Consider the following 25,619-nt stretch of genomic DNA (forward strand, 5'->3'; position numbering starts at 1 on the left):
TAGAGCGCGGTTTTTCGTGATTTTTGCGCCCGGCTTGACGGTCCATGAAACGGACCCTGACGGAGCCGCGCCGCCCACACCTTGCGGTGCGGGCGGCGGCAGCGATCTTACAGGAGGCCCCTGGAGCGGGGCGGTCCGTGTGGTTTCAGGCGACGCCGACGGCGGGCTTGCCCGTGCTGCCGGCACCCCGTGACGGTGCGCTCCAGCGTGCCATCAGCGCCTTCCACTTGATGCGGGCCGCTGCCAGGTTGCGCTCCTTGACATGGCCGTAGCCGCGGATGTCCTCGGGAATGCTGGCGATCTCCACGGCCAGCGCCATGCGCTCGGGCGTGAGTTCGGCCAGCAGGCCTTCGATGCACTGGCGGTATTCCTGGATCAGGGCGCGCTCGGTGCGGCGCTCCTGCGTGCGGCCGAAGGGGTCCAGCGCCGTGCCGCGCAGGCCCTTCATCTTCGCCAGCACTTCCATGGCCTTGCGCATCCAGGGACCGTAGGACTTCTTGACCAGATGGCCGTGCTCGTCCTTGCCGGCCGACGACGGCGGCGCCAGGTGGTGGACCACGCGGTAGTCGCCCTCGAACATGCCGGCGATGCGCTGGCTGAAGGCCGCATCGGTGTGCAGGCGCGCGACCTCGTACTCATCCTTGTAGGCCATGAGTTTGAACAGATAGCGGGCCACGGCCTCCGACAGGCGTGTGCCGGAGCCCGCCACGCCGCGCTCGGCGGCATGGACCTTGTCCACGAAGGCCTGGTACTCGGCTGCATAGGCGGCGTTCTGGTAGCCCGTGAGGAAGTCCACGCGCTTGGCCACCATCTCGGTCAGCGAGGGCTTCTTGACGAACTGGATCACCTGGGCCGTCTGGAACAGTGCGCGCACGGCGGCCAGGTCATGGGCGCAGCGGCGGCCCCACTCGAAGGCGGCCTTGTTGTTGTCGGCCTGCACGCCGTTGAGTTCGATGGCGCGCATCAGCGCGGCATGCGACAGCGGCACGCGGCCCTTTTGCCAGGCGTAGCCCAGGATCAGCGGGTTGGTGTAGATGCTGTCGCCCAGCAGTTGCACGGCCACCTGCTCGGCGTCGAAGCTGCCCAGCAGCTCGGGGCCCACGGCCTGGGCCAGGGCGCTGGCGCAGCGGTCGTCCGGTGCTTGCCAGTCAGGGTTGGTGACGAAGGCTGCCGTGGGTGAGCCGTGGCTGTTGAGCGCCACGAAGGTGCGGCCCGGCTGCATCACGGACATGGTGGTCGGCGTGGCCGTGACGATGGGGTCGCAGCCGATCACCAGGTCGGCCTTGGCCATGTCCACCTTGGTGGTGTAGATGGCCTCGGGACGGTTGGCGATCTGGATGTGGCTCCAGGTGGAGCCGCCCTTTTGCGCCAGGCCGGCCGCGTCCTGGGTGATCACGCCCTTGCCCTCCAGGTGGGCCGCCATGCCCAGCAGCGAGCCGATGGTGATCACGCCCGTGCCGCCGACGCCGGCCACGACGATGCCCCAGGCCTGCTCGGCCACGGGGAGCACGGGCTCCGGGATGGCGGGCAGCATGGACAGGTCGCCCTTCTTCTCCTTCTTGGGCTTCTTGAGCTGGCCGCCTTCGATGGTGACGAAGCTGGGGCAAAAGCCCTTCACGCAGGAGTAGTCCTTGTTGCAGGTGTTCTGGTTGATGCGGCGCTTGCGGCCGAACTCGGTCTCCACCGGCTCGACCGACAGGCAGTTGGACTGCACCGAGCAGTCGCCGCAGCCTTCGCAGACCAGCTCGTTGATGACCACGGTCTTGTCGGGCGTGGCCAGCGTGCCGCGTTTGCGGCGGCGGCGCTTTTCGGTGGCGCAGGTCTGGTCGTAGATGATGGCCGTGCAGCCCTTGAGGGTGCGGAACTCGCGCTGGATGCGGTCCAGCTCGTCGCGGTGGTGCACGGTCACGCCCTCGGCCAGCGGCACGCCGTCGTACTTGGCAGGCTCGTCGGTGACGATGACCAGTTTGGCCACGCCTTCGGACTTGAGGCTGTTCATGATCTGCAGCACCGAGTGGCCCTCGGGCCGCTCGCCCACGCGCTGGCCACCCGTCATGGCGACGGCGTCGTTGTACAGCAGCTTGTAGGTGATGTTCACGCCGGCCGCGATGCTCTGGCGTATCGCCAGCAGGCCGCTGTGGAAGTAGGTGCCGTCGCCCAGGTTGGCGAAGACATGGGCGTCCTTGGTGAAGGGCGCCTGGCCCACCCAGGTCACGCCCTCGCCACCCATCTGCGTGAAGGTGCTGGTGGAGCGGTCCATCCACACCGTCATGTAGTGGCAGCCGATGCCGGCCACGGCGCGGCTGCCCTCGGGCACGCGGGTGCTGGTGTTGTGCGGGCAGCCGCTGCAAAACCATGGCACGCGGTCGCCCGTGGGCTGGCTCTGGGCCACCTTGAGCGCGGCCTCGCGGGCGTCCAGCACGGCAATGCGCTCGTGCATGCGCTGGGCGATGTGTTCGGGCACGCCGATCTTGGTCAGGCGCTGGACGATGGCGCGCGCGATGAGGGCCGGCGTCAGGTCCGCATTGGGGCGCAGCAGCCAGTCCTGGCTGGGATTGGGCACCGACCATTCGCCGCCGTGCTCATCGCTGAACTTGCCGACCACGTTGGGCCGCACGTCGGAGCGCCAGTTGTACAGCTCTTCCTTGATCTGGTATTCGATGACCTGGCGCTTTTCCTCCACCACCAGGATTTCCTGCAGGCCGCGCGCGAAGTCGCGCGTGATGGTGGCCTCCAGCGGCCAGACCACGTTGACCTTGTGCACGCGTATGCCCAGCTGGCGGCAGGTGTCGTCGTCCAGGCCCAGGTCGGCCAGGGCCTGGCGCATGTCGTTGTAGGCCTTTCCGCTGGCGATCAGGCCGAAGCGGTCATTGGGACCGTCGATCACGTTGTGGTTGAGCCGGTTGGCGCGCACATAGGCCAGGGCGGCATACCACTTGTAATTCATCAGCCGCTGTTCCTGCTCCAGCGGCGCATCGGGCCAGCGGATGTGCAGGCCGCCGGGCGGCATCTGGAAGTCCTCGGGCAGGATGATGTTCACGCGGTCCGGCTCCACCGACACGCTGGCCGAGGACTCCACCACCTCCTGGATGGTCTTCATGCCCGACCACAGGCCGGAGAAGCGGCTCATGGCAAAGGCGTGCAGCCCCATGTCCAGGATGTCCTGCACATTGCTGGGAAAGAACACCGGCGTGCCGCAGGCCTTGAAGATGTGGTCGCTCTGGTGGGCGGCCGTGCTGCTCTTGCTGATGTGGTCGTCGCCGGCCAGCGCGATCACGCCGCCGTGCCTGGCGGTGCCCGCCATGTTGGCGTGCTTGAACACGTCGGAGCAGCGGTCCACGCCCGGGCCCTTGCCGTACCACAGGCCGAAGACGCCGTCGAACTTCTTGGTCTCGGGATAGAGATCCAGCTGCTGCGTGCCCCAGACGGCCGTGGCGCCCAGTTCTTCATTGACGCCGGGCTGGAAGACGATGTTGTTGGATTCGAGGTGCTTTTTCGCGGCCCATAGCGCCTGGTCATAGCCGCCCAGCGGGGAGCCCCGGTAGCCGCTGATGAAGCCTGCGGTGTTCAGGCCCGCTGCAGCGTCGCGCTGGCGCTGCAGCATGGGCAGGCGCACAAGGGCCTGTACTCCGCTCATGAATGCACGGCCGTGCTGCAGAGCGTATTTGTCGTCGAGAGTGACCGTCTCCAGGGCGCGGCGCACGTCTTCGGGCAGTGGGGCATTCATGGCTTGTCTCCATCGATGGTCGGCGCCCTGTCATGTCCTGCCCGGAACGGGAAAGAGGCATGCACGGCACTCGTTGTCTGAACCAAATCGCCTTTTTTCAGTGTATTCGTGCTCGTCTGATAGGTCTTTGCTTTCTTTGCGCTGTTTCGAGTATTCTTGGCAAGAATCTTTCTTGAAAACGGTGTTTTGTGCAAACTTTGGACAAATTCGACATTGCCATCCTCGGCCACCTGCAGGCCGATGCGCGGCTGACCAATGCCGAGCTGGCCCAGCGCGTGGGCCTGTCGGCCGCGCCCTGCTGGCGCCGTGTGCGGGCGCTGGAGGAGGCGGGCTTCATCCGCGGCTACCACGCCGACATCGACCGCCACAAGATCGGCCTGGGCGTGCTGGCCTTCGTGCGGCTCGATGCCGTGCGCACGGCCGGCACGCTGACGCTGGAGATGGAGGACGCCATCCGCAAGCTGCCCGAGGTCGTGACCTGCCACTACATCAGCGGCACCGGCACCTTCGAGCTGCAGGTGGTGGCGCGCGACCTGGACAGCTTTGCGCAGTTCGCGCGCAACACGCTGCTGAACCTGCCCAATGTGAAGGACATGCAGACCAGTTTCTCGCTGGGCGAGATCAAGTCCAGCCATGCGCTGCCCCTGTCCCAACTGGGGCCCATGGCGGGCAAGGGCCTGCCGGACCAGTAGCCGCAGGCCGGCGGACTGGCCTGTGAAGGTCGCGCCGAAGCGACAGTGTGCTCCTGCAAAAGGAGCAAAAAACGCGTGCCGTGCAAGGCGGTGATCGTGGTTCTTAGTGCAACAACCATTTCTGGCGCCACCCCCGCGTTTGGGCCGAGAATCAGGGGCACATGGCCGCAGAACAAACAACACCAGTCCCCGCCCAGCCGCCTGCCTCTGAATCCGAGCCTTCCACCCAGCCTCCGGCCGAGCCTTCGGGCATGGGGGCGCCGGGCACCCTGATCGAAGACCCGTCAGGTATGACGGCCGCCGACAAGGCGGCTGCCGAGGCCGAAGGCCAGAAGGCGGCCCAGGCCCAGCAGGGCGTCTGGGCGCCGCTGTCCGGCCCCACCTTCCGCATGCTCTGGCTGATCTGGATGGCGGCCAATACCTGCATGTGGATGAACGATGTGGCGGCGGCCTGGCTCATGACCTCGCTGACCACCTCGCCCGTGCTCGTGGCCCTGGTGCAATCGGCTTCCACGCTGCCCGTCTTCCTGCTGGGCCTGCCCAGCGGCGCGCTGGCCGACATCCTGGACCGGCGCCGCTACTTCATCGTCACCCAGTTCTGGGTGGCGGCCGTGGCCTTGGTGCTGTGCCTGTTCGTGCTGTCCGGCCAGATGACGGCGCACTGGCTGCTGGTGCTGACCTTTGCCAACGGCATCGGCCTGGCCATGCGCTGGCCCGTGTTCTCGGCGCTGATTCCCGAACTCGTGCCCAAGCACCACCTGCCCTCGGCCATGGCGCTCAATGCCGTGGCCATGAACGCCTCGCGCATCATCGGCCCCCTGGTGGCAGGCGCCATCATCGCCAGCCTGGGCAGCGCCTGGGTGTTCGTGCTGAACGCCGTGCTGTCCATCCTCTCTGGCATCGTGCTGATCCGCTGGAAGCGCCGCCATGTGGCCAACCCGCTGGGCCGCGAGCGCCTGCCCTCGGCCATGCGCGTGGGCCTGCAGTTCGTGCGCGAGTCGCCCCGCATGCATGCGGTGCTGGCGCGCACGGTGTGCTTCTTCCTGCAGTGCACGGCCGTGATGGCCTTGCTGCCCCTGGTGGCCCAGCGCCTGCACGGCCCCACCGAGGGCGGGGGCGGCGCCGAGACCTTCACGCTGCTGCTGGCCTCCATGGGTGCGGGCGCCATCGTGGGCGCCATGTTCCTGCCGCGCCTGCGCCAGGCCATGTCCAAGGAAAGTCTGATCCGGTCGGGCTCTGCCGTGCATGCGCTGGCCACGCTGGCCGTGGCCCTGTCGCCCAATGTCTACATGGCCGTGCCGGCCATGATGCTGGCCGGCATGGCGCTGATCTCCACCGCCAACGTGCTGGGCGTCTCGGCCCAGATGGCCTTGCCCAACTGGGTGAGGGCGCGCGGCATGTCCATCTACCAGATGTCCATCATGGGCGGTACGGCGACAGGCGCCGCGCTCTGGGGACAGGTGGCCAGCATGGTGGGCGTGCGGGGCAGCCTCATGGTGGCCGCCGCCAGCGGCGTGGTCTGCATGCTGCTGGTCCAGCGCCTGGTGCGCGACCGCCAGATCGAGGAGGATTTGAGTCCCTCCAAGGCCTTCCAGCGCCCCGAGGTCAACATCCCCGAAGCCGGCCGCGTGGTCGTCACCATCGAGTACCAGATCGACCCAACCCAGGCCGAGGCCTTCCGCGCCCTCATGCAGGAAAGCCGCCGCAGCCGCATGCGCCAGGGCGCGCTGGGCTGGAGCCTGCTGCACAGCATGAGCCATCCCGAGCGCTATGTGGAGCAGATCATCGACGAGTCCTGGACCGAGCACCTGCGCCGCTTCGACCGCGTCACCGCCGCCGACGTGGCCCTGCGCGACCGCAAGCTGGCCTATCACAAGGGCAAGGAGCCGCCGCGCGTCACGAGGTACTTCGATACCCCCTGAGGCGCTGCGCGCCTTCCCCCTGAGGGGGACGGCGCCCTCGCAGCGAGGCTGCTCTTGCTCGGCGCCCCTGGCGTTGGGCCGCGCCAGAGCGAGGGACAGTGGATAGAGGTGTGTCTGCGCTGGTCTTGTGCCATGCGGGGCGAGCCTTGGCGCAAAGGATAAAACCGGCGCACCCCAAAGCGGGGGGCAGCGGCGTAGCCGCTCAGGGGGTCACCTCAAGTGCGGTGCCTGGCTCGCCAGGGCGCGCGGCCAGAAGGCCCACAGGCGCAGGTTCTGCTTGATGCGGCCGGCCAGGTCGCCGGCTTCGGGGCCCCAGCCCATGAAGTAGTCGGCACGCACGGCGCCGACGATGGCGCTGCCGGTGTCCTGGGCAAAGACCAGGCGGTTCAGGGCCACGGTGGGCCCGGATGTGGACAGCCAGACCGGCGTGCCGTAGGGAATGCTCTGCTTGTCCACGGCGATGGAGCGGCCCGGGGTCAGGGCCACGCCCTGGGCGCCCTTGGGGCCGAATTGCAGGTCCAGGCCTTCCAGCGGCTCCTCGCGGAAGAAGACATAGCGCGGGTTGCTCCACAGCATTTCATTGACGCGGCCGGGGTTGGCGGCCACCCAGGCGCTGATGCCCGGCCAGGTGGCATCGCGCACCAGTCCCTGGTCCAGCAGCCAGCGGCCCACGCTCTTGTAGGGCTGGTCATTGGTGCCCGCAAAGGCGACGCGGATCGTGCGTTGCGCGCCTGTGGGCTCGGTGATGTTCAGGCGCCCCGAGCCCTGGATGTGCAGCACCATCGCATCGACGGGGTCGCGCAGCCAGGCGATGGCGCGGCCTGCCAGGGCCGCCTGGGCCTCGGGCATCGTCTCGATCTGCTGGCGCGAGAACCAGGGCTTGCGGCTGCCGAAGCCGGCGCCGGCCGGCGTCTTGTACAGCGGCACGTTGAAGCCGTCGCCCGGCAGGCGCCGTGCCTCGAACAGCGGCTCGTAGTAGGCGGTCAGCATGCCGTCCGGGCCACCGCCCAGCGCTTCGATGCGGTAGGGCTGCAGATTGGCCATGAGCCAGGCGCGCTGCTCGTCGCCCGTGGCAATGCTCAGCTGGCGCACGTCCCGGCACAGGCCCGCGAAGACCGAGCTGGGCCGTTCGCAGTTCTTGAGCCAGGCATTCCAGGCTTCGTGCAGCGCGTCTTCCTGCAGGCCGGGCAATTCGCTCCAGTCGGCTGCGATCCAGCGGCTCTTGGTGGGGGTGCTGGTGACCAGCGGGGGCCTGGGTGTCACGGTGACCGGGCCTCCCGGCTGCAGGTCGGGCACGGGCGAAGGGTCATAGACCGGCTTGGTGGTGGTCGTGCAGGCGACCAGCGTCCCTACAATCAGCGCCATCGCGGCATGGCGCAGGAGGTGGAAATTCATGGGGTTGATTTTGCTCGAAGCACTGCTGGCCTTGGTGATTCTGGTCGCTATTGTGTGGTGGACCATGTTCTCCGGGCGCCGCAAGGGCGAGTTGCCCGTGGACACGCCACGGGATTCGCATCCGTCTCCAGACAAACCCTCTCCCGGGCAGGATCGCAGCGGCCCGTGACGGACGCGGAAGCAGCCTCGCGGAGCGGGCGCCGTCCTACGGGTATGCCCTGCCCGCACTGATAGGCTGTGCTCAGCCTGCTTTCCACAATGGGGACCCTGGCGCTACCGCACGGTGCGTTCCCAAGATTCAAAAAGGAGTTTCCCATGCGCAAGCACATCGTTCTGGCCGCCGCAACGGCTGCCGCACTGTTCATCTCCGGCTGCGCGAACATGAGCGACACCCAGCGCCGCACGGCCACGGGTGCTGGCGTGGGCGCTGCAGCCGGCGCCGTGCTGGGCGCGGTCACCGGCGGCAGGGCCGGCACGGGCGCCGTGATCGGTGCCGGCGTGGGTGCACTGGGCACCTACATCTGGTCGCAGAACATGGAAAAGCAAAAGCGCGAGATGGAGCAGGCCACCCAGGGCACGGGCGTGAACGTGAGCCAGACGGCCGACAACCAGCTCAAGCTCGACATTCCCAGCGACATCTCGTTCGACACCAACCGTTCCGACATCAAGGGCAACTTCGCCCCCATCCTGGACCGCTTCGCAGAAGGCCTGCGCAACAACCCCAATGCCGAGGTGCGCATCATCGGCCACACCGACAGCACGGGCTCGGACGCCATCAACAACCCGCTGTCGCTGGACCGCGCCAACAGCACGCGCAACTACCTGACCATGCGCGGCGTCTCGGGCGCTCGCATCGCCACCGAAGGCCGTGGCTCGCACCAGCCCGTGGCTTCCAACGACTCGGCCAGCGGCCGCGCCATGAACCGCCGCGTGGAAATCTTCGTGGGCGAGATCCCGCAGCAACAGCAGCAGCCCCAGTATCAACAGCAGCCGCAGTACCAGCAGCCGCAATACCAGCCCCAGTACCAGCAGCCCCGCTGATCCCGGCTCTGGCCCGGATGCAACGCCCCGCAACGCGGGGCGTTTTTGCGTGGGCGGCCACCTGCCTTGCCCTATGCTGGCACCCATCCATCAATGGGGAGTCGTATGAGTGAAGCAAGCACAGCAGGCATGGCCGACGTGGTCAGCCCGCTCGACAAGGGCCTGGGTGCGCTGCCGGCGCCCTGCGCGCCGCAGGACGCCGCAGCACAGGGCTGGAACCTGCTGCGCGAGGATCTGGGCCTGCCGGCCGCCGTGCTCTCGCAGTCGCGCCTGGCGCACAACCTGGCCTGGATGCAGCGCTTTGTGGACGCCTACGGCGCCAAGCTCGCGCCCCACGGCAAGACGACCATGGCGCCCCGCCTGTTTCGCCAGCAGATCGATGCGGGCGCCTGGGGCATCACCTTGGCGACCGCCCAGCAGACACGCGTGGCCCATGCCCACGGCGTGCGCCGCGTGCTCATGGCCAACCAGCTGATCGGACGGCGCAATATGGCCGCCGTGGCCGAGCTGCTGGCCGATCCCGGTTTCGAGTTCTTCTGCCTGGTGGACTGCGCCGAGCAGGTCGAGCAACTGGCGGCCTTCTTTGGCGCGGCGGGCCAGTCCGTGCAGGTGCTGATCGAGCTGGGCCCGCCCGGCGGGCGCACGGGTGTGCGCTCCGATGCGCAGATGCAGCCGCTGCTGGACGCGCTGGCAAGGGCTGGCGCGGCCGTGCAACTGGCCGGCATCGAGGTCTACGAGGGCGTGCTCAAGGAAGAGGATGCCATCCGCGCCCTGCTGCGGCGCGCCGTTCTCTGGCTTGAGCGGCTCGCAAGCGATGGACGATTGCAGCGCAGCCCGGCCGTGCTCACGGGGGCCGGCTCGGCCTGGTACGACGTGGTGGCCCAGGAATTCGGCACGGCCGATATAGGGGGAGCGCTGGATCTGGTGCTGCGCCCCGGCTGCTATCTCACGCATGACGCGGGCATCTACCAGGCAGCGCAGCAGCGCATCGACCAGACCAACCCCGTGGCGCAGCAGATGCGTGCCAGCCTGCTGCCTGCGCTGCAGGTCTGGGCCTATGTGCAGTCACTGCCCGAGCCTGGCCGCGCCATCGTGGCGCTGGGCAAGCGCGATACCGCCTTCGAGGCCGTGCCGCCCCGGCCCGCGCTGCGCTACCGCCCCGGTGATGCCGCGCCGGTGGCCGCACCGCCCCATTGGGAGGTCACGGCCATGATGGACCAGCATGCTTTCCTGAAGGTGGCCGAGGACGATGGCCTGTGCGTCGGCGACATGCTGGCATTCGATATCTCCCACCCCTGCCTGACCTTCGACAAATGGCGGCAGATGGCCGTCGTCAACGATGGCTACGACGTGGTGGATGTGATCGCCACGTATTTCTGAAGACGTCAGCCGTGCGTGCGCAGCAGGTTGGCCAGTTCCACGGCCGACTTGACCTGCATCTTGTCGAAGACGCGCGCGCGGTGGACTTCGACGGTGCGCACGCTGATGTCCAGCTGGTCGGCGATGAGCTTGTTGGGAATGCCCTCCACCACCAGCCGCATCACGTCGCGCTCGCGCTCCGTCAGTTCGTTGAAGCGTGCACGCACGGCCTCGCGCGCGCGGGTCTCGGCCTGGTGCTGGGCTGACAGTTCCAGCGCCTGCTCGATGCGGTCCACGAGCGCGTTGTCCGAAAAGGGCTTCTCGCAAAAATCGAAGGCGCCGCGCTTGACCGTGTCCACAGCCGTGGGTACGTCGGCATGGCCGGTCAGGAAGATCACGGGCATGCCCGCGATCTGGTTGCGCTCCAGCATGAGGTTGAACAGCGCCAGCCCGCTCATGCCGCCCATGCGCATGTCCAGCAGCAGGCAGCAGGGATTGCGTGGTGGCGGGCGCGACTGCAGCATGGCGTCGAAGGCCTCTGCGCTGTCATAGCATTCGCTGAGCAGGCGGCGCGAGCGCAGCAGCCAGGCCAGCGCTTCGCGTACATCGGTGTCGTCATCGACGATGTAGACGGTGGCGTCGGGTACAGGTTCCATGGGCCTATTGTTCCATCTATGGTTCCACCTGTGCCGGGTTGTGGGTCGGCAGCGTGAAGGCGAAGACGGTTCCGCGCGGGCTGTGCGGGCTGTGCTGCAGGTGGCCGCCATGCTGTTCGACCACGGTGCGGCACAGGCTCAGGCCCAGGCCCATGCCCTCGTTGCGCGTGGTGAAGAAGGGCGTGAACAACTGCTCCGCCACATGCTTGGGGATCCCGCTGCCGCAGTCGATGACGGCGAATTCCACCCAGCTGCGGCGCGTGCTGGCGGCCGCACGCCGCACGCGCAACTGCAGTTCGCGGTCCACGGTCTCGGGCGAGTCCATGGCCTGCATGCCGTTGCGCGCCAGGTTGAGCAGCACCTGCTCGATCATGGTCGGATCGCAGAGCACGGGCGACAGGCCGGGCTCGATATCGGTGGTCACGCGCACGCCCAGGTTGCGCGCCTGCAGGCTGACCAGCGGCAGCACGGCGTCTATGAGTTCGGCGGCACCTATGACTTCGCGTGACTGGTCGCGCCGCCGCACGAAGTCGCGCACGCTCTTGATCACGCGGCCTGCACGGTCGGCCTGGAAGCTGATGCGCTCCATGGCCATGCGCAAGTCCTGCAACTGCTGGCGCAGATGGGCTTCGTTGCCGGCGCTGCCTGCCGCACCGTCGTCGCTGCCCAGCATGTTCAGCGATCCCGTGGCGTAGCTGGAGATGGCCACCAGCGGCTGGGTGAGTTCATGGCTGAGCAGCGACGCCATTTCGCCCACGGTGGCCAGGCGTGCCGTGGCCTGCAGGCGCTCCTGCGAGGCGCGCGAGATCTCTTCCATGCGCTTTTGCTCGCTGATGTCGATGAAGGCGCTCATCCAGCCCGTGTGCTGGCCCTGGGCGTTGATCAACGGCGCCTCGAAGATCAGCACCGGAATGCGTGTGCCGTCCTTGCGCATGAAGATGCTTTCGTGGCCCTCGCGCGGCGGCGGTGCGTTGCCGGACAGGCGGTTGTCGCGCCGGCGCGCGTAGATTTCGGCGCGCTCGGGCGGCCAGTAGGGCGCGATGCTCAGGCCCAGCAGTTCCTCGGCCGTGAAGCCCACCATGTTGCAGAAGGCCGGATTCACATAGCTGATGCGGCCCTGCAGGTCGCGCGCGCGCAGGCCCGTGACCAGCGAGTCCTCCATGGCCTTGCGAAAGGCCAGCGCATCGCCCAGGTCGCGCTCGGCACGCAGGCGGCGCCGGTTGTCGCGCACCAGCACGGCGACCACGGAGACCAGGGCGATGGACATCAGCGTCACCAGGGCCGTGAGCACGTTGGGGAACACGCTGGGCGCGCGGTGCCAGCTGTCCATGCGCAGCACCAGGGTGCTGCCGGGCAGGTCCAGCAGCTGCTGCGCCGTGAACATGCGCGTGCCGCGCCAGGAGGCGCCCAGCAGGGCCAGGCGCGTGCCGTCGGGCTCGGTGAAGGACACTTCCTGGGTGCGCGGCAGGTTCTTGCTGACCTGGGTGATCAGCAGGCTTTGCAGGCTGTAGGTGCCGATGACGAAGCCGATGATGTGGCCGCTTTGCGTCAGCGGCAGGCAGACCTCCATCATCTCCGTGCCCAGGCCCTCGGCCAGCAGCTGGAAGTAGCTGGGCGAGTAGGCGGGGCCGTTGAGGCGGCGCGCGTGCGTGCAGGTCAGCACGGCCTCGGGGTGGGTGTTGTTCGTGCGCAGCTGGTCTTCCCACTGCACGTTGCGATAGGGGGTCTCGGCATGGGAGCGGATCTGCAGGCCCGCGTCGCGCCACTCGATGCGCATCAGCTCGCGGCGCACCTGCAGCAGCTCGGCGGCGCGGGTCTTCCATTCGGCGGGCTCGTTGTCGGGCGCGTTCAGCGCCTGCAGGTCCTGCAGGTTGCGGTTGAGCGCTGCGCGTATGTCGGCCACGGCATTGGCCGTGTCGCGCTCCAGCTTGTCCTGGACCTGGGAGGCCTCGTAGCGCCCGGCCAGCCAGACCATGGTGACGAGCATGCTCAGGACCAGGGCGACCAGCAGGCTCCACAGCGACCAGCGGCGCCAGGCCGTGCGCCAGCGGCGCCAGGGCCAGCGGCCTTCGGGCATGGGCGACATCGGCGACATGGGCGGGTGCGTTGGATTCACAGGACGCGGTGCTCCAGGGCCGGCAGCTGGCGGCGCACATGCGCCAGACGCTCGCGCGTGATCTCGCCCAGCACCACGCCGGCACCCTCGGCCTGCTGCGCTAGCACCATGCCCCAGGGATCGGCCAGCAGGCTGTGGCCCCAGGTACGGCGGCCGTTTTCATGGTGGCCGCCCTGGGCGGGCGCCAGCAGGTAGGCCTGGTTTTCAATGGCGCGGGCGCGCAGCAGCACTTCCCAGTGCGCCAGACCCGTGATGTGGGTGAAGGCGGCGGGCACCAGCAGCAGGTCGGCGCCCTGCTCGGCAAGGCGGCGGTACAGCTCGGGAAAACGCAGGTCGTAGCACACGCTCAGACCCAGGCGCCAGGTCTCGCCCTCGCGCGAGGTGATGTCGCAGGTCACGGGCGTGTGACCCGCCTGGACCACGGCGGCTTCCGTGTAGCGCTCGCGTCCGTTGTCGTAGTGGAACAGGTGGATCTTGTCGTAGCGCGCCACGCATTCGCCCTGGGGCGAGAACACCAGGGAGCTGTTGAGCACATGGGCATCGTCATCGGCCACCAGGGGCAGGGTGCCGCCGACGATCCACAGCTGCAGCTCGCGCGCGGCGCGGCGCAGGAAGTCCTGGATGGGGCCTGCGCCGAAGCTCTCGCGGTAGGCCAGCTTGTCGGTGTCGCGCAGGCCCATGGCGCAGAAATACTCGGGCAGGGCCGCGAGTTCGGCCCCCTGGTCGCGCGCCTGGCGCAGCAGTGCCAGCGCCTGGTCGAGGTTGGCGCGCACATCGGGTTCCGACACCATTTGCAGGGCTGCGATTTTCATGGGTTCTCTCCTGAAGAAGCGGGCTCGGTGGCGCCGGAGGGCGTGCTGGCGGGGCTGTTGGCGGCAGGATCGGAGGGTGTCGTGGCCCGGCGCCGCGGCAGGGCCGTGACCTGGGGCTCGTCCCAGCTGCCGTCGATGCGGAATTCCTTGGTGGCCGCCGCGATCAGCGGGCCGCGCAGCAGCACCTGCGCCAGGAAGCTGCCCAGGCCGACCACGGGGTTGATGGCCGTGGCCACCAGGGAGGCCGTCATGGCATTGATCTCGGGCACCACCACCACATGCAGATTCTGCGTCTCCTGGACCAGGTCGGCCGTGCCCTCCATCAGCACGGCGGCGTTGACGCCCTTCATCTGCATGTTGTTGGTGCGCGCCACGCCGTCGGTGATCTGCACGTCGCCGCGCATGAAGTCGAAGGCGAAGCCGTTGCTGAATACATCGCGGAAATCCAGGGTCAGCCGGCGGGGCAGCGCCTGCAGGCTGAGCACGCTCAGCAGCTTGGCCAGGCCCGGCTCGGCCTTGAGGAACTGGCCGGTCTGCACATCCAGGTGCATGGAGCCAGAGAGGCTGCGGAAGTCGGGCGTGATGGGCGAGCCCGTCCAGCCCGCCGATCCCTGCAGCACGCCCTTGCCGTTGCCCACCACGCCGGGCATATCGAAGCGCGTGAGCAGCTTGCCCACGTCGCGCAGGTCCAGCTGGAACTGCAACTGGCTGCGCCCCGGGTGCTCGGACTGGCCCTGGGGCAGGCGCCACTGGCCGCTGGCCGTCAGCGTGGCCTCGGGCGTGGCGATGTTGAAGCGCGACAACTGCCATTCGCGCGCCGCCGCATCGCCGGGAACGGGGCGGTTGCGGGCCTCCACTTCCAGGCGGCCCAGGGCGTGGCCTGACAGGTGCATGTCGTCCACCACGATCTGCAGGGCCGGCAGCTGGCGCGGCCCCTCGCTGAACAGGGCGTCCACGCGGTCGGATTTGGCCTCGGGCACCGTCAGGCGCGACAGCCGGGCCACCAGCTGCCCTTCGGGCTGGGCATCCGTGCCTTCGCGAAAGCCCACGTAGCCGTCAAGCTCCTGGGAGGCGAGGTTGCTGTGCCACGAGCCGCCATCGCGCGAGATGCCCGCCACCACGTCGTGCAGCTGCCGCCCCTTGGCCTGCAGTTGCTTGACGCGCAGGGTCAGCCGGTCGGGGAGGTATTCGCGAGCAGGGTCCGCGGCATCGGCGGGCTCCGGCTTGGCGCCGCTGGACTGCGGTGCCAGTGCCAGCCAGTCGTCGAGATTGAAGAGCGGCAGCTGCACGTGGGCCTGCACGCCCTGGCCCGAAGTGGAGGCCGTGCCCGCTTCCTGGCCGATGAGGATGCTGCCGTGCAGCACACGGCTGTGCTTGCCACTGATGTCGCGCTCATAGAACACCGAGCCCGTATCGCCCAGTTGCACGCTGATCTGGTCGCGCAGCGGGGCATCGGGCGAGGTGAAGCTGGCGGGTGCGAGCTGGTGGCTCACGTTCAATGGCTGGATGGACTCCGCCGCCTTGCCCAGCGGGGCGGGCAAGTTGATGCGCATGCCTTGCAGGCTGGACTGGACCTGGATTTCGGGTGTTCCGCGCCGCACCTTCAGCAGCAGCGAATAGGGCGACTGGCCCTCGGCATGGCGGGCCAGGTCGGCCACCCAGCCCAGTTCCCTGGCATCGCGCAGCCCCTGTGCCGTGGCCGTGCCCTGCACGCGCACTTTGACGGACGATTCGGTGGCCGGCGCATTGCGCGCCAGCGCCTGCATGCCGCCATCGGCGCGCAGCTCACCGCCCAGCGCGCGCGCCTGCAGGCCGGCCAGCGAGAAGCCGGTTTCTGAGAACTTGACGGCCCCGCGCAGCTGGCTCAGATGGGGCGTCTGATCATCGAGCTGCAGTGAGTTGCCCGCCAGCGTGACCTGTCCAGACACCTTGCTGCGGTCCAGATGGTCGATGGGCAATTGCAGCTGCAGGGCCAGTTGCGCGGCGCCCGTGGCCTCGCTGCCGTCCAGCACGTGCCCGGTCAGTGCCGACAGGGCCGAGGTCTTGACCACGCCCAGCATGTCGGCCAGCGGGCCCTGGCCCTTGGCGGTCACGGCCACCTCGGTGTGGCCCAGGTTGGGAATGCTGGCCTGGATGTCGCGCATCTGCAGCTGCGGGTAGCCCGCGAACTCGCCGCGTGCATTGCGCACGGCCATCGATGAACGGTCAAAGACCAGCTCGCCCGACAGATCCACCAGGGCCGGCCAGGGCGCCTCGCCATGCGTGAGCAGATGGGGCGGCACATATTCATAGTGCACGTCATGCAGCTTGGCAGCGATATGGAACTCGCCCTGGCTGGGCTTTTCGGCCGGCACGTGGTCCAGGTGGCCGCGCACCTTGAAGTTCACCGTGCTTGCGCGCCCGGCGTGGATGGCCTCTCGCACGTAGTGGCGCGCATCGGCAGGGATTTCCAGCGGCAGGTAGCGGTGCACGCGCGTGCCGTCTGCGTTGCGCAACTGGCCCTGCAGGTCCAGCACGCCCGGAAAGCGCGGGTGCTTGTCGCTGCCGTCGCCGGTGTGCCACTGCGCACGGGCCTCGCCTTCGGTGTCGTCATTGGCAAAGCGCAGGCTGGGCACCTGCACGCTGATGGCCTGTCCGCGCAACTGCCAGCGCAGGCTGGCCTGCAGGCGGTGCAGCGGGATCTCGGGTTCCTCGAAGACGCCAGGAAAGGACAGAGCGGCCGGCTGCTGCCCCGTGCCCTCCATCTCCAGCTGCGCCTGTCCGCCGTCCTGGTCCAGCGAGAAGCGCGCGTTCAGGCCCTTGATGCCGGGCATGCCCGGCTTCGTGGGGCCTTCGGACGATGCCACTCCGTCGATCGACAGCTGCTGCAGCTCGCCGCTGGCCTTGTACTGCTGCACAGCCTGCAGCGGGCCGCGCCAGCTTGTCTGGAACTGGCGCAGTTGGCCGGCCGGGGCCATGTCGGCCAGATGGCGCTGCAGCTGCTCGGGCAGCGGCAGGCGCTGGCCCAACTGGGCAAGGATGGCCAGGTCAATGCCATCGGCCTGGAACTCGCCCTGCTCGCCCAGCGCCCCCTGCGTGCTGGCGCCCGCAGGGTTGTAGCGCGCGCGCAGGTTGCCGGCAGGCCAGTGCAGGCCGTCACCCGTGGAGAACTCCAGGTTCTGCGCGGCGAAGCGCCAGCCGTCCTGGTGCTGCACGCTCAGCCGGCCCGTCAGCGCCTGCAGTTGCAGCGGCTCCAGGTTCTCGCGCCACTGCAGTTGCAGGGCATTCACCGCCACATCGGCCATGGCACCCACGGGCTGGCCCTGGCGCAGGTCGATCCAGGCGCGCAGTGCGCCCCGGCCCTGCTGCAGGCGCAGGTCGGACGTGTCCATGTACTGCCCGAGCCGGGACAGGTCGATCTGCGTGAACATCGCATGGGCCTGTCCGCTCCAGCGCTGCCAGTTGCCCTCGTGCGTGGACAGCAGCGGCTCGCGGAACAGACCGGCGAGCATGAAGCGCTCGCCCCAGCCTTCGGGCGGCGTGGCATCCAGGCGGATTCCGTGGCTCCAGCCCTTGTTGCGCAGCACCAGATCCACATCGCGCAAGGCCAGCGGCGGTGCCTGGCGCAGCTCGTCCACCCACAGCAGGCTGCCGCCGCGCAGGGCCAGCTCGGTCTGGGAAAACAGCCAGTCGGCGGCGGCATTGTCCCCGCCCGATGAAGGGCTGATCTCGATGCCGGCCACGAAGACACGGCCATCGGCCGCGCGGCGGACCACGAGTTCGGGGCGGTCGATATAGATCTGCTCCACGCCCAGGCGCATCAGCGAGCGGGCCGAAACGGCTACCACCACGCTGGGCAGGCGCAGGGCGTCCGCGGAGTGTTCTGGGTCTTCGACCACCACGTCGCCCAGCTCGAACCGGGGGACCAGTCCCTCGCTGCGGGCCGTGATGCTGCCTATGCGCACGGGTAGGCCCAGCGTGCGTGAGGCCAGGGATTCCAGCTGAGGACGCCATTCGCCGATTCGCGGCACAATCCAGCCATGGAGCACCCCCCACACGGAGCCCAGGACCAGCCAGAAGGCCAGGACCAGCCCCAGTGACCACCGCGCAAGGCCGGCCATCCAACGGGTCAGGCGTGTGGGGTGCGGTTTCGGTTCGATCATCGGCGGCATCAGCTATGACGGGAATTATGACCGGCACCCTCAGGGGCCGGACGGTAACCAAGGGTTGCTGCGATCCCTCTGCGCGTGAGTGGCCGCTTCTTTCGCGTTCCGTATGCAATCCTCAGAGCACGCAATGGCAGACACGGCCTTGAATGTCCCCGCACAGGCCGCCTATTCCCGTTTCCACCAACGGCTGCATCGTCGCTATGGCGACGAGTTGAGCCTGTTGCCGCCGGGCCCGCCCGAGCGCGCCTCCATGGAGCAGGCCCTGGCGGCGCTGCTGGAGCGCGGGCTGGACCTGTCGGCCGCGCTGCGCGTGCTGCGCCAGCTGGTCATGGAGCGCACCATGGTGCTCGACTGCGAGCAGCAGGCGCCGCTGGCCGTGGTCACGCGGGCCGTGACCGAGCTGGCCGAGCTGGCGCTGGAGCGCGCCTGCATCCAGGTGCGCGCCGAACTCGATGCGCGCCATGGCGCACCGCAAGGCCCCGAGGGCCGGCCCGTGCAGCTGTGGATCATCGGCATGGGCAAGCTGGGCGCGCGCGAGCTCAATGTCTCCAGCGACATCGACCTGATCTACGTCTACGAACAGGACGGCGACACGGCCGGCCTGCCTGACGGGCGCGGCGTTCTCTCCAACCATGAGTACTTCGCGCGCGTTGTCAAAGGCATCTATGGCCTGATCGGCGACACCACCGAGCACGGATTCGTGTTCCGCGTGGACCTGGCGCTGCGGCCCAACGGCAACTCGGGGCCGTCGGCTGTCTCGCTGGCCTCGCTGGAAGAGTATCTGCAGACCCATGGCCGCGAGTGGGAGCGCTTCGCCTGGCTCAAGAGCCGGGTGGTTGCGCCCATGGACAGCGTGCGCTCCACGCAGGTGCAGGCGCTGCGCGCCGTGGTCCTGCCCTTCGTCTTTCGCCGCTATCTGGATTACGCGGTCTTCGATGCGCTGCGTTCGCTGCACCGCCAGATCCGCGAGCATGCGGCGCGGCGCAGCGCTGGCCATCCCGGCCGCTCCAATGACGTCAAGCTCTCGCGCGGCGGTATCCGCGAGATCGAATTCACCGTGCAATTGCTGCAGGTGGTGCGTGGCGGCCAGTTCCCCGAGCTGCGCTGCCGCCCCACGCTGGAGGCGCTGGGGCGCCTGGCGCGCGCCGGCCTCATGAGCCAGGAAGTGGCCGACGCCCTGGGCGCGGCCTATACCTTTTTGCGCCGTGTCGAGCACCGCATCCAGTACCTGGACGACCAGCAGACCCATGTGCTGCCCACGCGCGATGACGACCTCGAATGGATTGCGCGCACCATGGGCTTTGCCGATACCTGCGCCTTCCTGCACCAGTTCGACGCCCACCGTGAAAAGGTGGCCGAGGAGTTCGACACCCTGCTCGGCGGCTCGGCTCCGCCGCAATGCAGCGCGGGCCGCTGCAACGGCGCCCGCAGCCCTGCCCAGGGAGGAACGCCGCGCGAGATCGATGGACTCATGGAGCAGTTGCCGCCCGCCCTGGCCGCCCACGTGGCCGACTGGCGCGGCAACGCCCGCATCGCCAACCTGCGCGACGAGGCGCGCAGCCGGCTGTTCCGCCTTGTGCAGCGCACGGCGCAATGGGTGGCCGAGCGCAGCGTGCCCGAAGACGCCGCAGTGCGCTTTCTGAACTGGCTGGAGCCGCTGCTGCGCCGCGAAAGCTATCTGGCCCTGCTGCTGGAGCGCCCTGCCGTGCACGAGCGGCTGCTGGACCTGCTGGGCGCGGCGCGCTGGCCCGCGCGCTATCTGCAACAGCACCCGGGCGTGATCGACGAGCTGGCCAACGACGCCATGCTGGGCGAGCGCTTCTCTCCCATGGATTTCGAGCATGAGCTGGCCCTGCGCCTGGCCGCGCTGCAGACCACGGGCGAGGACGACGACGAAACCCTGCTGAACCTGCTGCGCCGCGCCCACCATGCCGAGGTCTTTCGCACGCTGGCGCGTGATATCGAGGGCCGCATCACGGTCGAGCAGGTGGCGGACGACCTCAGTGCGCTGGCCGACTGCGTGCTGCGCGTGACGGCCAGCTGGTGCTGGAGCCGGCTCAAGAACCGCCACCGCGAGTCGCCGCAGTTCGCCATCATTGGCTACGGCAAGCTCGGCGGCAAGGAACTGGGCTACGGCAGCGACCTGGACATCGTCTTCGTCTTCGATGATGACGACGAGCACGCCTCCGAGATCTATGCCGCCTTTGTGCGCAAGCTCATCAACTGGCTGGCCGTCAAGACGGGCGAGGGCGATCTGTTCGAGATCGACACCGCGCTGCGCCCCAACGGCAACTCCGGCCTGCTGGTGACCAGCTTTGCCTCCTATGCCAACTACCAGCAGCAGCGCGGCAGCAACACGGCATGGACCTGGGAGCACCAGGCCATGACGCGGGCGCGCTTCGTGCTGGGCAGCGACGATCTGCAAGCCCGCTTCGACGCCGTGCGCGAGGCCGTGATCACCGCACCGCGCGACGCCGCGGCCCTGCGCGACGAGATCGTGGCCATGCGCGAACGCGTGCGCAGTGCGCATCCGGTGCGCGGCGGCCTCTTCGACGTCAAGCACAGCCCCGGCGGCATGGTCGATGTGGAGTTCGCCGTCCAGTACCTGGTTCTCTCGCAATCGGCCCTGCATCCGGGGCTGATGGCCAATCTTGGCAACATCGCGCTGCTGCAGCGTGCGGAAGAGGCGGGCCTGCTGCCTGCAGGCGTGGGCCAGCAGGCCGCCCGGGCCTACCGTGAACTGCGCCGCCTGCAGCACGTGGCGCGGCTGGACGAGCGAACAGCCCAATTGGTGCCCGGCCAGGCCGAACCGCTCAGCGCGCCGGTCAAGGCCCTGTGGGAAGCTGTTTTCACGGGGGCCGCTCTGGTGTGAGGGTGCGGGGAGGGAGGGTGGTCGGCCCTGGCCGACGCCGTCCCGTCAGCATCCATCGAACACGGCCTACAGCAGAATGACGCTCCTCGTCAAAATGTTACATTTTTCCCGCCCCCGACCCCTGGAACTTCTGCAAAAGTAGCTCATCTATTGGACAGGTTGACGAGAGAGGGTATCCAGACCGAATTTCACGTTGCGAAGCCTCTGGGGCCACAGTCCTGAACTGTTCCGCCCGAAGCGCTTCTCCTCCCTCCCTCTCTTTATTCGTTTCGGGATGCTTCGCAACTTTTTTATGCCAGCAAAAAGGCCACCCATCGGGTGGCCTTTTTTGTTGCTGCTGCAGCTGCAGTTGTCGTTGCGGGGGTGACCCGTTTTCAGGGCTGGGGCGGGCGTGTGGCCGCAAAGCTGGCGCGTTCCGCCAGCTTGGCCTGCAAGGTGGCCAGATTGGGGTGGTCGGCGCGCCAGTCCAGTTCGGGAAAGCGAAAGTCCAGCCAGCCCAGGGCACAGCCCACGCACACGTCGGCCAGGGTGAAGTGGATGCCGCAGCAATAGGGCTTGTCGCCCAGGCCCTGGGACATCACGTTCAGTGCGGCGCGCACCTTGGCCAGCTGGCGGTCTATCCAGGCCTGGCAACGCTGCTCCTCGCTGCGGCCATCCCAGGTGGCTTCGAGGCGGGCCAGGGCTCCGGCGTCCAGCACGCCATCGGCCAGGGCTTCCCAGGTCTTGATCTCGGCACGCTCGCGGCCTGTGCCGGGGATCAGCTTGCCTACCGGGGAAAGTGTGTCCAGATATTCGACGATCACGCGCGAGTCGAACATGGCATCGCTGCCGTCCATGACCAGGCGCGGCACCTTGCCCAGCGGGTTGCCGGTGCCCGGCGACAGCTCGCGGCTCCAGGGGTTTTCCTCGACGAACTGATAGTCGAGCCTTTTCTCGGCCAGTACGACGCGTACCTTGCGTACGTAGGCGCTGGTGGAGGAACCTATCAGTTTCATGGCTGTTTTCCGTGGCGAAGAGGCGGCCCATGGGCGGGCAGCCGATTCTATGCGCTGCCCGGCGATCTCCCCCTACAGCCCCCGTTTTTGCCGCGCGCACCTACAATCACGGCCCATGAATCTGCCGCACATCTCCGCCCTGTCCCCGCTCGACGGCCGCTACGCCGCCAAACTGTCTCCTCTGCGCCCGATCATGAGCGAGATGGGATACATGCACCGCCGCGTGCAGGTGGAGGTGACCTGGTTCATCGCCCTGTCGGACGCCGGCTTTGCCGAGTTCAAGCCCCTGACCGAAGGCGCCCGCGTCTATCTGCAGGATCTGGTGAAGAACTTCTCCGAGGCCGATGCCGTGGCCATCAAGGACATCGAAAAGACCACCAACCACGACGTCAAGGCCGTGGAGTACTGGATCAAGGGCAAGTTCGACGGCCGTCCCGAGCTGCTCAAGGCCGCTGAATTCGTGCATTTCGCCTGCACCAGCGAAGACATCAACAACACCAGCCATGCGCTGCAACTGCGCGCCGGTCGTGACAGCGTGCTGCTGCCGGCCTTGACGGGCATCACCGCCAAGCTGCGCGAGATGGCCCACGCCTACGCGGCCGTGCCCATGCTCAGCCGCACGCACGGCCAGACCGCGAGCCCCACCACCGTGGGCAAGGAAATCGCCAACGTGCTGGTGCGCCTGGAAAAGGCCTCTGCCCGCATCGCCGAGGTCAAGCTCCTGGCCAAGATGAATGGCGCCGTCGGCAATTACAACGCCCATCTGTCGGCCTGGCCCGAGTTCGACTGGGAAGCCTTCAGCAAGAAGGTGATCGAGTCGCCCGAGCCCCAGGGCCTGGGCCTGAGCTTCCAGCCCTACTCGATCCAGATCGAGCCGCATGACTATATGGCCGAGCTGTTCGACGCCATCGCGCGCGCCAACACCATCCTCATCGACTTCTCGCGCGATGTCTGGGGCTATGTGTCCCTGGGCTACTTCAAGCAGCGCCTGAAGGCCGGCGAGATCGGCTCGTCCACCATGCCGCACAAGGTCAACCCCATCGACTTCGAGAACGCCGAAGGCAATCTGGGCCTGGCCAACGCCCTGCTCAAGCACCTGGCCGAAAAGCTGCCCATCTCGCGCTGGCAGCGCGACCTGACCGACTCCACCGTGCTGCGCAACATCGGCGTGGCCATGGGCTATGCCACGCTGGCCTACAGCTCGCTGATGACGGGCCTGAACAAGCTCGAACTCAACGAAGAGCGCCTGCAGGAAGACCTGGATCACGCCTGGGAAGTCCTTGCCGAGCCCATCCAGACCGTCATGCGCCGCTACGGCGTGCAGGGCGCCTACGAAAAGCTCAAGGAAGTCACGCGCGGCAAGACCGTGCAGGCCGAAGACCTGCACCGCCTGATCAACGGCCTGGAAATCCCCCAGGCCGACAAGGACCGCCTGCTGGCCATGACGCCTGCCTCCTATGTGGGCAAGGCGGCCGAGCTGGCCCGCCGCGTCTAATCCATCCTTTGCCGCGCCATGAAGGGCGCGCTTCAACCATTCAGGGCTGCCGATGCAAGCACAGGCTTGCTGCGGCAGCTCTTGTTTTTGATAGGTTCTGTCTCATGGCCCTCAAATCCACCATCTTCAAGGCGAACCTGTCCATCGCCGACATCGACCACGGCTACTACGCCGACCATGCGCTGACCCTGGCGCGCCATCCCAGCGAGACGGACGAACGCATGATGGTGCGCCTGGTGGCCCTGGCCCTCAATGCACACCAGCTCAATGACATGTGCAAGGGCGACGGCACGCTGGCGTTTGGCGCAGGCCTGTCCGATCCCGAAGACCCCGATGTCTCGCTGACCGACTTCACGGGCGCCAAGCGCCTGTGGATCGAGGTCGGCCAGCCCGAGGAAAAGCCCATCGCCAAGGCCTGCAACAAATCCGATGCGGTGGTGCTCTACGCCTTCCACCATGCGGCCGAGGTCTGGTGGAAGGGCCTGGAGGGCAAGCTGGCGCGGCTGAACAAGCTGCAGGTCTGGCGCATTCCCTCCGAAACATCCCAATCCCTGGCGGAGCTGGCCGAGCGCAGCATGCAGCTGCAGGCCACCATCCAGGAAGGCGCGCTGACGCTCAGCAGCAACCTGGGCACGGTCTTCATCGAGCCGCTGCGCTGGAAGTAAACGGGCTCCCGCTCAAGTCCCCCGTTTCAACCCGGCAACTGCATCCGGACGGCCTGGGAGAAGGACTCCACGGTCCAGCCCGCGCCCAGCAGCATGCGGCGCGTGGACAGGCGGTCCATGACATCGTCCGGCACGTTGCGGCCCAGATGGATGAGCGACTTGCTGTCCGCAATGCCCACATATTGGCCGTCATAGCTTCGCGCCAGATGGTTCCACAGGCCGTGGGCGCCCGGCGACTGGCGTGCGCCGCTGACCAGGCAGGTGCCTTTGTCCAGCACGCTGCGATACACGGCGCTGGCAATGCCGCGCCGCTGGTAGTCCGGAGCAAAGCGCGAATGCGGCGAGCGCACGCGGCGGTCGGTGCGCTTGTCCACCTCGACCAGGCGATTGAACACCGTGTAGCCGGCCAGGCAGCGCCGCTCCATGTCTTCCACGTAGGCAAACCATTCGCCGTCGGCTTCACGCCAGTGCAGCTGGAACTGCGGGTCGTGCAACGGGCGGCGCTCCAGGCCATGGAGCTTGTTGCCGGGCTGGTACAGGCGCTCGTGAATGGCTTCGAGCTCGCCCTCCACCAGCGGCTGCATCACGTCGATGCGCAGCTCGGTGACGTGGCGTGGCGCGCAGCGGGGCAGGGCGCGATGCGCCACGGTATCGCTCAGATGGCGCAGATGGCGCAAGAGCGTGGAAAAAGAGGGGGCGGCAAAAGAGGGTCCGGCTGGGGCAAGGGCTAGACAGGTCACGGCAGGGCTCGCTTCGTCGGCTGGCCGTCTGCTGGCCTTGTGGCCGGGCAGACGCGTGAAAATCCATCCGCCTTCAGGCTTCAGGATGAAGGCGGCGCAAGAAGAGCGGATTCAGTGAAGCGACGCTGCCCGGTTCCGCGCAGGGCAGCGCATCAAGACCGTGCGGCCTGTCGGGGGCCGATGTTCAGCCGTGCCGCATCACGCTCGCGCAGGCGCGTGGCCGTGGCGGGCCAGGCCTTGCCGGCCGGCACGCGCGTCTCGCCCGCATCACGTGCCGTGAGGCGCAAGCAAAGGCGGAGGCAGAGGTGGCTGTGGCGGTAAGCGGCGGTCTGCAGCATGGCGGCCGATGTTAGGCCGTCTGCAACATCGCACTGGTCCGGTGCGGTATCCGGCAGATCAGCCGGCAATCAACCAGCAATCAGCCAGAGTCACGCGATGTGTCCGTGCGCTCGGCCGCACGTTCTGCATAGCGGGTGAAACGCCAGGAGTCGCCCTCTGCCGTGATCCTGCGCCAGACCATCCGCTTTTGTGCCGGCTCCATCGCGGTCCACAGCTGCACTTCGTCAAAGCTGCGGCCGCAGCCCTTGCATCTTTCGTCGCCCTGGCTGGTGGAGCAGATGGCGATGCAGGGCGTATCGGGCGTGGTGTCGTACCAGGCCAGCCAGGCCGCCATGGCGTGCGAGGGAAAGCCCTCAACCTGTACTTCGCTCTCATGCCAGAAGATCATCAGCGCGTACACCTCGGCCAGGGCCCGTACTTCGGGCTGCAGCAGCACGCCGTCCGGGGACGGATGGCGCTCGCGCCAGTAGTTGATGGCGGCTTCGATGTCGGTGATGTGCAGTGCGGTCATGGACGGTCAGGGGAAAGGGACAGCGATGATAAGACGCCTGCCCGCGCGTGGCCGGGCATGGCTGCAACACTCCGTTGGCTCAAGGGTTGCTATGGATAGTGAAGCATTTGAGGTAGGCGAATAAATGGTCTGGG

Annotated in this window: 18 protein-coding genes; 8 read left to right on the forward strand and 10 right to left on the reverse strand. The window is 67.8% G+C overall.

The genetic code is table 11. The features are described from left to right. Window positions 1-145 precede the first annotated feature (145 nt). Window positions 146-3,727: an indolepyruvate ferredoxin oxidoreductase family protein gene (locus tag BW39_RS27335; RefSeq protein ID WP_043825339.1), complete on the reverse strand. Its 3,582-nt coding sequence runs from the start codon at window positions 3,725-3,727 to the stop codon at window positions 146-148. A 188-nt stretch (window positions 3,728-3,915) separates the two neighbouring features. Between BW39_RS27335 and BW39_RS27340 the strand changes: the two genes are divergently transcribed. Both BW39_RS27340 and BW39_RS27345 read left to right on the forward strand, forming a co-directional pair. Continuing rightward, a complete protein-coding gene (locus BW39_RS27340; protein ID WP_012202773.1) occupies window positions 3,916-4,419 on the forward strand; it encodes an Lrp/AsnC family transcriptional regulator in 504 nt (167 codons plus the stop codon). A 161-nt stretch (window positions 4,420-4,580) separates the two neighbouring features. Next, window positions 4,581-6,341 (forward strand): MFS transporter, encoded by a 1,761-nt coding sequence (locus BW39_RS27345; protein ID WP_043796510.1) that lies wholly within the window; start codon window positions 4,581-4,583, stop codon window positions 6,339-6,341. Window positions 6,342-6,551: 210 nt separating this feature from the next. On the opposite strand, the gene mltA is transcribed toward BW39_RS27345, so the two are convergent. Then, window positions 6,552-7,736, reverse strand: a complete 1,185-nt coding sequence (gene mltA, locus BW39_RS27350; protein ID WP_043825342.1) for a murein transglycosylase A — start codon at window positions 7,734-7,736, stop codon at window positions 6,552-6,554. On the opposite strand from mltA, the gene BW39_RS31790 reads away from it, so the two are divergent. The 3 genes from BW39_RS31790 (at window position 7,735) to BW39_RS27360 (ending at window position 10,157) form a co-directional block, all read left to right on the forward strand. After that, a complete protein-coding gene (locus tag BW39_RS31790) occupies window positions 7,735-7,905 on the forward strand; it encodes a hypothetical protein (protein WP_016449371.1) in 171 nt (56 codons plus the stop codon). The two genes, mltA and BW39_RS31790, sit on opposite strands and share 2 nt — an antisense overlap. A gap of 146 nt (window positions 7,906-8,051) precedes the next feature. After that, window positions 8,052-8,777, forward strand: coding sequence for an OmpA family protein (locus BW39_RS27355; protein ID WP_034389754.1), 726 nt, complete (start codon window positions 8,052-8,054; stop codon window positions 8,775-8,777). Window positions 8,778-8,882: 105 nt separating this feature from the next. Then, on the forward strand, window positions 8,883-10,157 hold the full coding sequence (locus BW39_RS27360; RefSeq protein WP_043825345.1) for an amino acid deaminase: 1,275 nt from the start codon (window positions 8,883-8,885) through the stop codon (window positions 10,155-10,157). Between the two features lie 5 nt (window positions 10,158-10,162). Here the strand turns inward: BW39_RS27360 and BW39_RS27365 are convergent, their stop codons facing one another. Genes BW39_RS27365 through BW39_RS27380 form a run of 4 tightly spaced genes read right to left on the reverse strand, consistent with a single transcriptional unit; the run spans window position 10,163 to window position 17,862 of the window. Then, window positions 10,163-10,792, reverse strand: a complete 630-nt coding sequence (locus BW39_RS27365; RefSeq protein WP_012202778.1) for a response regulator transcription factor — start codon at window positions 10,790-10,792, stop codon at window positions 10,163-10,165. Between the two features lie 16 nt (window positions 10,793-10,808). Further along, the gene (locus BW39_RS27370) at window positions 10,809-12,878 is read right to left on the reverse strand and encodes a two-component system sensor histidine kinase NtrB (RefSeq protein ID WP_170962152.1); all 2,070 of its coding nucleotides are present in this window, start codon (window positions 12,876-12,878) and stop codon (window positions 10,809-10,811) included. A gap of 26 nt (window positions 12,879-12,904) precedes the next feature. Then, window positions 12,905-13,720 carry a carbon-nitrogen hydrolase family protein gene (locus tag BW39_RS27375; RefSeq protein WP_043825350.1) on the reverse strand — a complete coding sequence of 272 codons (816 nt, stop codon included), beginning with the start codon at window positions 13,718-13,720 and terminating at the stop codon, window positions 12,905-12,907. Continuing rightward, window positions 13,717-17,862 (reverse strand): YhdP family protein, encoded by a 4,146-nt coding sequence (locus BW39_RS27380; RefSeq protein ID WP_043825351.1) that lies wholly within the window; start codon window positions 17,860-17,862, stop codon window positions 13,717-13,719. The genes BW39_RS27375 and BW39_RS27380 overlap by 4 nt, the downstream gene beginning before the upstream one ends. 133 nt (window positions 17,863-17,995) lie before the next feature. Here BW39_RS27380 and glnE point away from each other — a divergent pair, with 133 nt between their 5' ends. Next, window positions 17,996-20,740 carry a bifunctional [glutamate--ammonia ligase]-adenylyl-L-tyrosine phosphorylase/[glutamate--ammonia-ligase] adenylyltransferase gene (gene glnE / locus BW39_RS27385; RefSeq protein WP_013804600.1) on the forward strand — a complete coding sequence of 915 codons (2,745 nt, stop codon included), beginning with the start codon at window positions 17,996-17,998 and terminating at the stop codon, window positions 20,738-20,740. Between the two features lie 374 nt (window positions 20,741-21,114). Here the strand turns inward: glnE and BW39_RS27390 are convergent, their stop codons facing one another. Continuing rightward, a complete protein-coding gene (locus BW39_RS27390) occupies window positions 21,115-21,735 on the reverse strand; it encodes a glutathione S-transferase family protein (RefSeq protein ID WP_013804599.1) in 621 nt (206 codons plus the stop codon). Window positions 21,736-21,850: 115 nt separating this feature from the next. Between BW39_RS27390 and purB the strand changes: the two genes are divergently transcribed. Together purB and BW39_RS27400 are read left to right on the forward strand one after the other, a co-directional pair. Next, window positions 21,851-23,230, forward strand: a complete 1,380-nt coding sequence (purB, locus tag BW39_RS27395; protein ID WP_034389767.1) for an adenylosuccinate lyase — start codon at window positions 21,851-21,853, stop codon at window positions 23,228-23,230. Window positions 23,231-23,334: 104 nt separating this feature from the next. After that, window positions 23,335-23,895 (forward strand): YaeQ family protein, encoded by a 561-nt coding sequence (locus BW39_RS27400; protein ID WP_012202786.1) that lies wholly within the window; start codon window positions 23,335-23,337, stop codon window positions 23,893-23,895. A 26-nt stretch (window positions 23,896-23,921) separates the two neighbouring features. On the opposite strand, the gene BW39_RS27405 is transcribed toward BW39_RS27400, so the two are convergent. From BW39_RS27405 to BW39_RS27415, 3 genes are all read right to left on the reverse strand, one after another. Next, a complete protein-coding gene (locus BW39_RS27405) occupies window positions 23,922-24,635 on the reverse strand; it encodes a hypothetical protein (protein ID WP_043825353.1) in 714 nt (237 codons plus the stop codon). Window positions 24,636-24,787: 152 nt separating this feature from the next. After that, window positions 24,788-24,922, reverse strand: coding sequence for a hypothetical protein (locus BW39_RS32185; RefSeq protein WP_256974509.1), 135 nt, complete (start codon window positions 24,920-24,922; stop codon window positions 24,788-24,790). Between the two features lie 131 nt (window positions 24,923-25,053). Further along, the gene (locus BW39_RS27415) at window positions 25,054-25,485 is read right to left on the reverse strand and encodes a DUF3717 domain-containing protein (protein ID WP_012202788.1); all 432 of its coding nucleotides are present in this window, start codon (window positions 25,483-25,485) and stop codon (window positions 25,054-25,056) included. Window positions 25,486-25,619 lie beyond the last annotated feature (134 nt).

Origin of the sequence: Delftia sp. RIT313, assembly GCF_000632165.1 — a bacterium.
GTDB lineage: Bacteria > Pseudomonadota > Gammaproteobacteria > Burkholderiales > Burkholderiaceae_C > Comamonas > Comamonas acidovorans.

Excerpts from the sequence above, each read along its gene's own strand:
- BW39_RS27335 (WP_043825339.1), bottom strand. The coding sequence starts at position 3,727 with ATGAATGCCCCACTGCCCGAAGACGTGCGCCGCGCCCTGGAGACGGTC.
- BW39_RS27345 (WP_043796510.1), top strand. The coding sequence starts at position 4,581 with ATGGCCGCAGAACAAACAACACCAGTCCCCGCCCAGCCGCCTGCCTCT.
- BW39_RS31790 (WP_016449371.1), top strand. The coding sequence starts at position 7,735 with ATGGGGTTGATTTTGCTCGAAGCACTGCTGGCCTTGGTGATTCTGGTC.
- mltA (WP_043825342.1), bottom strand. The coding sequence starts at position 7,736 with ATGAATTTCCACCTCCTGCGCCATGCCGCGATGGCGCTGATTGTAGGG.
- BW39_RS27355 (WP_034389754.1), top strand. The coding sequence starts at position 8,052 with ATGCGCAAGCACATCGTTCTGGCCGCCGCAACGGCTGCCGCACTGTTC.
- BW39_RS27360 (WP_043825345.1), top strand. The coding sequence starts at position 8,883 with ATGAGTGAAGCAAGCACAGCAGGCATGGCCGACGTGGTCAGCCCGCTC.
- BW39_RS27365 (WP_012202778.1), bottom strand. The coding sequence starts at position 10,792 with ATGGAACCTGTACCCGACGCCACCGTCTACATCGTCGATGACGACACC.
- BW39_RS27370 (WP_170962152.1), bottom strand. The coding sequence starts at position 12,878 with ATGTCGCCCATGCCCGAAGGCCGCTGGCCCTGGCGCCGCTGGCGCACG.
- BW39_RS27375 (WP_043825350.1), bottom strand. The coding sequence starts at position 13,720 with ATGAAAATCGCAGCCCTGCAAATGGTGTCGGAACCCGATGTGCGCGCC.
- BW39_RS27380 (WP_043825351.1), bottom strand. The coding sequence starts at position 17,862 with ATGATCGAACCGAAACCGCACCCCACACGCCTGACCCGTTGGATGGCC.
- glnE (WP_013804600.1), top strand. The coding sequence starts at position 17,996 with ATGGCAGACACGGCCTTGAATGTCCCCGCACAGGCCGCCTATTCCCGT.
- BW39_RS27390 (WP_013804599.1), bottom strand. The coding sequence starts at position 21,735 with ATGAAACTGATAGGTTCCTCCACCAGCGCCTACGTACGCAAGGTACGC.
- purB (WP_034389767.1), top strand. The coding sequence starts at position 21,851 with ATGAATCTGCCGCACATCTCCGCCCTGTCCCCGCTCGACGGCCGCTAC.
- BW39_RS27400 (WP_012202786.1), top strand. The coding sequence starts at position 23,335 with ATGGCCCTCAAATCCACCATCTTCAAGGCGAACCTGTCCATCGCCGAC.
- BW39_RS27415 (WP_012202788.1), bottom strand. The coding sequence starts at position 25,485 with ATGACCGCACTGCACATCACCGACATCGAAGCCGCCATCAACTACTGG.